Raw genomic sequence first — 9,642 nt, 5'->3', positions numbered from 1 at the left:
ATTCGACTCATGACGATACGTTTGGCCGGCCAAGCGATCCGCTGGGCCAACGCCACCGAACGCGAAGCCGCCCGACGCATCAACGCTGAACGACTTCTCGCCGCGTAGCCACCCGGTTACCCGACGGTCTCTCAGAGGCCCACGCCAAGCGCATGTCTGCCCATCAGGAGCAGGAACGCGACAACGTCGCCTTGCGCCAATCGATCGACGAGGCGGCCAGCCGCCTACCCGCCCGCTTCACTCTCGCCACACCACTGGACGTCGCGGAAGTCCAGCAACAGAAGGCAGCAGCCGAAGCCCATCAGCGACTCCTTCAGGAGCTGGCCGGCCGACGGACCGGCGCCGAACAAGCGCTCACCGGCCTGCGCTCGCGGAGCGCGGCGCTGGAGACGACCTACGCCAAGAAGATCACCAAGCCGGCGGCGACGCTGCGAGACAAGCTCTTGACCCTGGCGCAGCGGGTTAACGACGCCGCAGGGGCATTCGGGCTCGAAGAACCGGCGGCCGCGCCCGCCGCGCACGTAGACCTGGACACGCAGGCGCACTGGGCTGCTGATCTTCTCGCTCAGGCAAAGGAACTCCTCGGCATCTGCGCCGCAAAAATCGACGAACAGCAGCGTGCCGAGAAGGCTGCTGGAGAGGCCATCGGCCTTGCCTGCCATACGGCTGGTGCCGCCGGCGAAGAAGACCTCGAGCAGCAATACCTCGCCGCCCACGGTACGGTCCAGAACCTGAAAAGGCAGATCGAGCGCGCCCGGGAGGAACTCCCCGTGGTGAACGCGTTGCAGGAGCGGATTGATGCTGCGGCTGGCACAGTCGAGGTTCTTGCACAACTGTCGGTAGTGCTGGCCGAGGGCAAGTTCATCGCTGAGGCGGTCAGCCGGCGCCTCCAAGCGCTGCTTCACCAGGCAAGCGAGATCCTGCTCTCGATCTCCGGTGGCCGCTACAGGTTCACGGCCGACTTCCGGATCATCGATATGGACACCATGGCTGCCCGAGATGTTAAGACGCTCTCCGGCGGCGAAACGTTCCTCGCCAGCCTCGCCCTGGCGCTCGCCGTAGTCGAACTCGCCAGCCGTGCGACCGGTCACGTCGAAGCGCTCTTCCTCGACGAGGGCTTCGGCACCCTTGACACCACCTTCCTGCGCGATGCCCTCAATACGCTGACCGACCACAGCACAACCGGCCGGCTGGTCACGGTGATCAGCCACATGCGTTCCATCACCGAGAACGCCGAACATGTACTAGTCGTGGAGAAGTCCCTGACAACTAGTCACGCGCACTGGGCCGACGCCTCGGAACGAGAGAGGATCATCAACGATGACCTTGGTCGTGGCCTACTTGAATAGGCTGACAGGGCGCCAAGCTGGCCACGCAAAGGCTCCAGACCGAGATGATGCGCGAGTACCACGGTTGCGGGCGTCGCCTCTCGCGGCGACGCGGCAGTGTGATCTGGCTGAGCGGGGGAGGACTGTGTTATTGATGGCAATGCACAATCCTCCGGTGACCCGGAGCGCACTGGTAGTAACCCCCGCGCGCGGTCAGCTATGCCGGCCACGGCGGTACCGGGCACATGCCGTCGATCAGCCGAGGCCTGAGGACCCAGCTCCAAGCGGCTCGCGGCCGGCGAGAACCGTAACCGCCGAGGCCACCGGCATCCCGGAGGCGCCGACGATCACTTCAGCCCGCCCCGGCACCCGATCCAAGGGGGGCAACGGAGGCACCAACTGGTGACCGAGATCGCAGAGCTGCCATTTGAGGAGCACGCTGCTGATTCCGCCGTGCTTGCGCTGTACCGGCAGGTGTTCGCCGTTCTGGCCCGCGACGCGAACCAGATGGTCGACGACCCGGCGCTCGTTCGCGTCGACGAGTTGATCCTGAACGCATTCGCGTCCGCGGGCCCGGCCGGCTTGACGGTGGAGCAGGTGATCGCTGCGTGCGGAGACACCTCGCCCGTCGCGGTCCGGCGCCGGTTCGAGGTGCTGCGCTCCTATCGTGCGGTTACCAAAGTCAACGAGCGACGGAACGAGATGTTCTACCAGGCGGCGTTCGCGCCGTACGTGATGCTGCTGTTCCTGCGCCGGCTGGCGCAGACCGGCGGCCTCGGCGAGCTGCACCAGATGCTGTCGATCGCCCGGCTCTCGATCGAGGACGCCGATACCACCCTCGAGCAGACCCAAGCGCAGCTGCAGGACCTGGCGAACGTGTTCCGGCTGCTGGCGAACCCCATCATGCAGATGGCGAAGTCCGGGACGGTCGAATCGTTGCGAGCCTCGGCGCAGCCGATGCTCGGCAACAGCGAGCTCATCGACAAGGCGACCGTCTTCCACAACCTGGCGACGGAGAAGTGGCCGCAGCTGTTGCCAGAGTGCACGCAGCTGCGGATGGCGTTGGCCGCGTATCGGGACGCGGTGAACGCCGCGGCGCGGCGACTGATCGACCGGGCCGGCCGAACCCGGGCGTTGGGGCTGTTGCCAGCGGAGAAGTGGCGCAGCTTCGCCCGCGACGCCACCGCCGACGAGCTTGCGGCCGCGCTGGACGGGTTGCTGTTCGACGCGCCGAATCCGCACTTCACCGTTGACGACCTGCTCGACGCGGTCGAAGAAGGGTTGCGGACCGACACGGGGCGGACACCGCCGCCTCGGCCGCGGATTGACGATGAACCAGGCCCTGAACAGGTCGGTGCCGATATGGAGGCGGAACTGCTTGCCACCCGGGCGGAGGAGCTGCTGGCCGGCCGCGACGAGGTCACCGTCGCCGAGCTGTTGGACACGGCCGGGGATTGGGCGGCCGGCCGTCGGGTGCTGTCGGACTTGACCGCGATCGGCTTGCGACCCGAGCTGCCTTACCTGCTGACCTGGGGGGACGGGCTGCGGATCAACGTGGTCGGAGACCTGACCTGGGTCACCGACGGCTGGTTCAGGCGCCGGACACCGGCGGAGGCGCCGGCGTGAACGAACACGACACCGCACTGTGGTGGGCGAAGATCCGCTCCGGCGGCCCGCAACAGGCACCCGCGGGCAGCCCATCCCCAGCAGGGATGCGGCGCCTGGTCGAGCCGGACGCCCAGTCAGTGTGGTTCCTGCCGAACCTGCCGCCAAGTGCTGCGCCGGAGGTCCTCGCCGAGTACCGACAGGAACCGGCGACGCTACAGGATTCGGCCGGCACGCTACGAGTGTTCGCCGCCTGCCTGCGCTGCTGCTGGCCGGACCCGGGCACCGACTTGTGGCCGGGCCAGCCGGCCGATCTTACTGACGTCGACCAGGTGCTACAGCAGCTGACCCCGGGCCGGGACCGGGCCAGCCGGCGCAAGCTGCTGTCCGCCAGCCTGCGCCGGCTGGAAGCGTCCCGGTGGGTGCTGCAGACGGCCGACCGGGTCCGGCTGGGGCCTCGCGTCACCGGGTGGGGGTCGCTGGAGCTGTCCACGCTGCGGGAACTGTGGCGGATGATCCCCGACCCCCAGCCGAAGTCTGACCCAGGCGGAGGGGAGGCGCCGTGAACCGCAACCAGAACCCGCTGTTCGACTCCGTCCTTGCGACCCTGACCGACCGGCAGCGCGAACACGTCGAAGCGGCGTACGCCCTGCTGGAGCACAGCCGCGAACCCGTCCACCGGCAGGAACTGCACGCGTTGCAGGACCCGACCAGCCGGGACCGACTCGAGCAACTGCTGCGCCACACAGGCCGGGTCCTCGTCCAGGTCGACGGGCTGCGGTTCACCTCCGGATATGACGACACAGTTGCCGCGCAGCTCACCGCCGCCGGCTGGCAGCCACTGACCACCGTCGAGCGAGCCGTGCTCGCTCTCGTGCTCATCTACTCGGTCGCGATCGCCCGCAGCGAGGAACGCCTCGCTCCCGACACCTGGACGAGCCCGTACCCGACCACCGAGGCCGACATCCTGAAGGCCAGCAAACTCCCGGCGGTCGCCGCAAAAGCCGCAGCGAGCAAACTCGTCGCCGCCGGGCTGCTCACCCGGGTCCGCGACCGCGCCGACGCCGAAGGTGGATACGTGCCCGGCCCGCAACTGTTGCGCCTGACCCCGGCCGCTCGGGCCCGGCTGCAGGAACAGTTGATCCTCGCCGCCGCCCCGAACCATCCGCTCGCCGCCGCAATCCGTGAACGCCGCAACCGCACCGCCAGCAGGGAGAACATTCGTTGACCGCAGCAGGTAACGCCGTCGACGACGGCGCCACCGACATCGTCGGACCGCGGGTCCTCGCCGGCATCCAAATGATCAATATCTCCCGGCTGTCGACCCACCCGGTCCCGATCACCTCCCGCGGCCTGATCACCATCGCCGGCCAAGGACCGTCGGACTCCAACGGCGCTGGAAAGTCGTCGTTCATCGCCGGCCTCAGCCTGCTGCACGCCGACGAGCAGTGGCGGCTGCAATCCGGCGCGCAGGCAGCCGCCGAACTGCTGTTCACCGCCGAACTCGCCGGGCAGGAAGTCGTCCACGCGAACGCCGACCACGGCTACATCGTCGGCGTGTTCGTCCCGCCCACCGCCCGGGCGCTCGCCGAACTTGAGGCGGACGTGCTGACGGTGTGGCTGCGGATCAACCGGCAGGCGCCCCACGTCGAACTGCGGTGGAAGCCGCAGCTGCACGTCGCGTACGGTGCCAGCGAAAACGACCGGGCCGGCAGCGCCGACGGCTTGTGGGACGAGTTGCCACGCAGCAACGGTCGTACCGACATCCGGGCGAACAAACTCGCCCGCACCCTGTATGGGCAGACCGCGCGATGCGTGTCGTTCCTGTCCACGTCGGTGCGAGCCAGCCCTACAGCGAACCTGCTGGCCCAGCCACTGAACGAGCTGACCCCGGAGCGGATTTTCGATGCGATCGGTGCGCTGACCGGCCTGACCCGCGAGATCGACGACGAACAGGCGGCCCGGCAGAATCAGTACCAAGCCGCGCTCGCCGCGAACACCGCGAAGGAAGAGTACGAGCGGTGGGACGAGCGGGTCACCGTCACCGAAGACATGATCCGGGCCCGCGAAGCAGCCCGTACGGTAAAGGCCGACGCGCTCGACAGTTGGCGGTCGCGGTGCGCCCGCTACCTCGTCGACGGTGTCGCCACGGACGCGGAGCTGCGGCATGACATCACTCAGCTCGAAGCCAAACGCAAAGAGCTCCAAGCAGCCATCGACGCTGCCGACGTCAAAGTCGGTCAACTTACTGACGACAAGGCGTTCGACGAGAGCTACCGGCAGCGGGTGAAGGCGTACAACGACATCGACGCCGAGGTGAACAGTCTGCGGAAAGAACAGACCGGTTACGTCGCCCAGATCGAGCTCCTCACCACACGTAGCCGCGCTTTGCGGGAGAAGGCGGTCGCCGCGGACGGTCGGACCGTCGCCCAGGCCGAGCATGAGCTCCGCGACGCCAACGCCGCGGTCGACCGCGCGCAACGCCGCAAAGGCATCACCGAACAAGCCGTCAAGGACGCCCGTAAGGCGCTGGCCGCCGCAGAACGCGGCGAGGACGTCGCGGTCGCCCAGGTGCAGGCGCTGCGCGCGGCTGGCTTCACCGAGGCCGTTCCGCTTGTCGACGTGGTCAGTCTCACCGACGAGCAGCGCCCTGTCTGGGAAGCACGGCTGCTGCCGTATCGGCATGCGGTCGTCGTCACCGATGCGACTGCCGCGCAGGCGGCGCTCACCGACGTCCCCGGCTCGCTGCTCGTCGAAGCTGACCCGGACGGATTCGCGGGTGGCCCAGACCTGCCAGCGGCGGCGAACGCGGCGGTGACCGTGGCCCGGTTCCTGACCGCTCTGCGGGACCGTGCCGGCACCGGTGGACTGATCGACACGGCCGCCGGGGTGCATGGTATTGCTGGGTACGCAGAAGCCATGACCGGCCGCGCCGGCCGGATTCAGGCTGCCCGTGACGCCCTCACCGCCGCGTCCGCTGACGACGGTGAGGCGGACGACAGCGTTCGGGACGCGCAGCGGGCCAAGAAGCGTGCTGACGGACGGGTCGAGGGAGCCAAGGCGGCGCTCGAGGCCGACGAGATCGACTCCCAGGTCGGGAAGTTACGGAAGAAGAACGCGAAGATCGATGAGGAGCTGGACGAACTCGCTGCCCCACATGCCCATGCGAAGAAGGCTTACCTGACGGCGCTTTCGGAGAAGAGCGGCCGCGACGAGCGGATCGCCGCCGCGAAAGCGGAGAAGGAACGGTTGAGCCGGGACCTGCAGCAGAACCAGGACCAGTGGCAGGCGAAAATCGACGCGCGGGCGGAGTTGGACCTGCCACGTCGGCAGGAAGCGTGGGCGGGCACCTCCGCGTCCGCGGAACAGCACCTGCTCACCCTCACCGAAACGGAGCAGAAACGCAGTGTCGCCGAATGGGACGACCTGTGTGCAGGGCAGACCGACCGGCTGCAGCAGGCGTGTTTCCCGCCGGGCATTCCGGAGGAGCAGCTGCCGGAGGAGCTGAAAGTCGTCGACCAGCAGCGCCGCGACCGCCGGCTCAGCGCCTACATCCGGCTCATCCCGCAGGTACTGCGGATCATCGGCCAGCACCTCGACGACCTTGAAAGCATCGACCGGCAGCAACTCGACGAGATCAGCGCCGAACGGGAACGACTCACCGGGACACTGCAGAGCGCCGAAGACCACCTGAGGGAGGCCCAACTCGCGGCGACCGCAGTGCGAGCCACCCTCGCAAAGGCCATCAAAGCCAAGCTGAAGCAGGTTTCTGACGAGTTCGATGCCCTCGACCAGGCGTACGGCGGGTACGGCGGCGCCCTCGACTTCCCCGAACCAGAACCACCAGCAGACCCACAGAAGCCTTGGCAGTGGGCGATCACCCCACGGTGGCGACGCGGCGAAGGGAAACCACTGTCGTCGTACCAGCTGCGCGGCAACACCGCCCAGATGGACGACAAAGCCGTCAAACTCGTCTGCGCGGCCGCGCTTGCCGGCTCGCAGGACCGGCCGCTGCTGCTCGTCCTCGACGAACTCGGACGCAACCTCGGCTCTGCGCACCGCCGTGACGCGGTCGCCCTGTTCGAGAACATCGGCCGGGACCGGGCGATCAGCGTCGTCGGCGCCCTGCAGGACGACATGGAACGGTACGCCGTCGGCTCCTCCAGCCTGTACATCAAGCTACGGCGAACCTCGGACGCATACGCCTACAACCAGGCACCCGTCGTCGTCGGCAGCGAGTCCGAAACAGCCCGCGTCGAGCTGCTCACCATGTGGATGACCTCCTACCGCGGGGAGACACAAGCGTGACGATCCCAGGCGGCTCCGCATCCGACAACGCCGTCCCGGACGCAGAACCGGATCGTGAAATCGTGCTGACCTGGATCACCGACTATCCCGGACTGGTCGTGTACGCGCCGCTACCAGCCAGTGGCCGGTATCCACGCGACCGGAACGGCGACCCGTACTACCGCAGCGTGCGGCTGCGGGCCGAAAACCTCGGTCAGCCGCCGCGCCGGCCCACCGGCCTGCTTTCCGACACCGACTGGGCGTGGATGACCCGCAGCGAACACGCCTGGCGGCAGGTCGCCGACAAGTTCGGCGCCCAAGCCGAGACGATCGTGTTCGCCCTCGCCCGGGCCGCGTGCGTCACCATCGGCTACGACCTGAAAGGCAGCCGGCCAGCACCGAGCCCGAAGCGGGTGTACCCGCACCCCGACCTCTCCGCCGCAGAGAGGTACCGCCGCATAGTCCGCCGCGACCAGCGGTCCACCCTGCAGTCCCGCGCCGCCGAACTCGCTGCCGACGTGCGCGATGAATGGCCCGGCGTCGCCCAAGCCCTGCACACCACCGAACACCCGGACCGGCTCGGCTGGGCAGTCACCGCCGCAACCGATCTGACCGCCGGCGTCGTCCACAACTCCGTCCGCGCCTTCGTGCAAACCCACGCGGGAAGCACCAAAGCCCGCGATGACGTTCAGCGGCTGCTGACCGAGCTCGGATTCGAACCCGACGCCCTCGCTGCACTCGGCCTATCCCGCAGCCCATACATCGGCATCGGCGGCCCGGTCCGGCTGCAGGTCTCAGATGCCGTCATCGATCTTTCCCCGCTGCCTGGCCCGCATGACATCCGGCTCAGCCCTCAGCACACGATCTCCATCGACATACGCCGCGGGACGGGGCCGCTTCTGATCATCGAAAACCGGCAGGCCGCCGAAACGCTATGCGATATCGACGCGGGCGTGCCGGTCATTTGGTGCCACGGCCAGCCACCAGAGCCCGTCCTCAACCTGATTGCCGAAGCAGCAGTGCAGGCCTCGTCAACACTGATCTGCACCGACGCCGACCTTGGCGGAGTGCGTATCGCCGCGAGAATCCACGACCACCTCGCCGCAGAGTTGACAGTCCACGTCATCGACGTCGGCGCTGCACGGCACCAACCCGGCCGGGCTTTCTCTGCTCACAGCCGGGCACATCTGGAACCGTTCGCGACCCGGAACGATCAGATCGGAGCCTTTGCCCGCAACTGCCTGGATCGTGGCTACGCCATCGAACAGGAGGCGACCGTCAAAGCAGCGCTGACCGAAGCACTGGATCGGATTCGACGAAACTGACGGCGGCGCGGCCCGCAGTGCAGTCACTCGATGCGGATCGGTCGACGACGGCACGAAGCCACTCGCCCACTCGCTCCACACCCACAACATCCTGCCGCAGATGGCTACAGCCGCCATGGCTGGCGTCGGTGGAACGCAGGGCAAGGTGACCTGACCAAGGCTCCGCATCGTGCCGTAGCGTGGGGACAGCAAATTAGAGGGACTTCCCCCGGCGATTCCTGCTTGTGGTCTAGTGTTACGCAACGTAGTTCGCTACTGTTGGCGCATGAACACCCATTTCGAATATGGGTGCTACGTAGACGTGTCTGAATCCCCCCTCGGACACGTTATTTCCACACGAAACGTGATGGTTCTTCGTGTTTCGCGTGATCCCCGTCCCGATGGACGGGGATTTTTGCTGTGGCGGCGAGGCAGCTTCCCGCGGGGTCAAGCTTGTAGACCACGGTCTCGGCTTCAATGGTCCAGGTTCGCTGATCGCACACAATGATCATGTTGTTGGTGCGGAGGTAGGTGGCGACCATTTCCGGATCGGGGCTGCGCAGCGCGGGGTGGTGGCGGTGGAGCCCGCGGTCGTGGCGGATGCCGTCGACGAGGTGGTCTTCCCGGAGGTAGAGGATCTTTGGTCGGGGAGAGGCCTTGGTGCGGCTGCTGGTGTGGCCGTGCCGGCATCGGTAACCGGGACGGCCGTGGACCCAGTGCGAGTCCATGATGCGGTCGCAGACACCGCAGCACCGAGCCCGGCCAGGAGGTAGCGGCGAGCAGTGCCATCGGCGGGGGTGGGTGCGGTGCGGATCGCGTGGACCGCGATGAACTGCTCCTCGCTGACCAGCGCTGGGTGCGCGAGCTGGCGGGAGATGCCCACTGTGGGGCGACGTTCCAGCGCTGGACCTCGCGGTGCCGCGCGACGGTGCCATCGGGCTCGACGTCGTCGTGAGCGGTGTGTTGGCGGTTCCAGACCTGCCGACCGGTGTAGCGGGGGTTGGCTAGGATCGCCGCGACGGTCCCGACTTGGCTCAGGTTAGTGCGCAGGTCGACTGGGCCGGGTGATGGCTTCGAGTGCGTCGTGGAGGTCGTCGGGTAGGGGGTCGGCGGCGGTG

Annotated in this window: 7 protein-coding genes; 6 read left to right on the top strand and 1 reads right to left on the bottom strand. The window is 67.6% G+C overall.

The window, feature by feature from the left end; all coding sequences use genetic code 11:
- Positions 1 to 152 precede the first annotated feature (152 nt).
- From AB0873_RS30895 to AB0873_RS30870, 6 genes are all read left to right on the top strand, one after another.
- Entirely contained in the window at positions 153 to 1,349 is a 1,197-nt protein-coding gene (locus AB0873_RS30895; RefSeq protein WP_366604192.1) for an SbcC/MukB-like Walker B domain-containing protein, read from the top strand.
- A gap of 381 nt (positions 1,350 to 1,730) precedes the next feature.
- A complete protein-coding gene (locus tag AB0873_RS30890) occupies positions 1,731 to 2,954 on the top strand; it encodes a hypothetical protein (RefSeq protein ID WP_366604190.1) in 1,224 nt (407 codons plus the stop codon).
- The gene (locus tag AB0873_RS30885; protein WP_047890771.1) at positions 2,951 to 3,499 is read left to right on the top strand and encodes a hypothetical protein; all 549 of its coding nucleotides are present in this window, start codon (positions 2,951 to 2,953) and stop codon (positions 3,497 to 3,499) included. Before AB0873_RS30890 ends, AB0873_RS30885 begins: the two co-directional genes overlap by 4 nt.
- The gene (locus tag AB0873_RS30880) at positions 3,496 to 4,161 is read left to right on the top strand and encodes a hypothetical protein (RefSeq protein WP_047890772.1); all 666 of its coding nucleotides are present in this window, start codon (positions 3,496 to 3,498) and stop codon (positions 4,159 to 4,161) included. Before AB0873_RS30885 ends, AB0873_RS30880 begins: the two co-directional genes overlap by 4 nt.
- Positions 4,158 to 7,241 (top strand): hypothetical protein, encoded by a 3,084-nt coding sequence (locus AB0873_RS30875; RefSeq protein WP_366604188.1) that lies wholly within the window; start codon positions 4,158 to 4,160, stop codon positions 7,239 to 7,241. The genes AB0873_RS30880 and AB0873_RS30875 overlap by 4 nt, the downstream gene beginning before the upstream one ends.
- Complete coding sequence (locus AB0873_RS30870; RefSeq protein ID WP_366604186.1) at positions 7,238 to 8,545, top strand: hypothetical protein; 1,308 nt, start codon at positions 7,238 to 7,240, stop codon at positions 8,543 to 8,545. The genes AB0873_RS30875 and AB0873_RS30870 overlap by 4 nt, the downstream gene beginning before the upstream one ends.
- Positions 8,546 to 8,871: 326 nt before the next feature.
- On the opposite strand, the gene AB0873_RS30865 is transcribed toward AB0873_RS30870, so the two are convergent.
- Positions 8,872 to 9,252, bottom strand: coding sequence for a hypothetical protein (locus AB0873_RS30865; protein ID WP_366604184.1), 381 nt, complete (start codon positions 9,250 to 9,252; stop codon positions 8,872 to 8,874).
- Positions 9,253 to 9,642 lie beyond the last annotated feature (390 nt).

It is taken from the genome of Micromonospora sp. NPDC047707, from assembly GCF_040704235.1.
Lineage (GTDB): Bacteria > Actinomycetota > Actinomycetes > Mycobacteriales > Micromonosporaceae > Micromonospora.
This window is presented reverse-complemented; position numbering and strand designations above follow the sequence as displayed.

Coding starts and splice junctions, on each gene's coding strand:
- AB0873_RS30865 (WP_366604184.1), bottom strand. CDS start 9,252: ATGGACTCGCACTGGGTCCACGGCCGTCCCGGTTACCGATGCCGGCAC.
- AB0873_RS30895 (WP_366604192.1), top strand. CDS start 153: ATGTCTGCCCATCAGGAGCAGGAACGCGACAACGTCGCCTTGCGCCAA.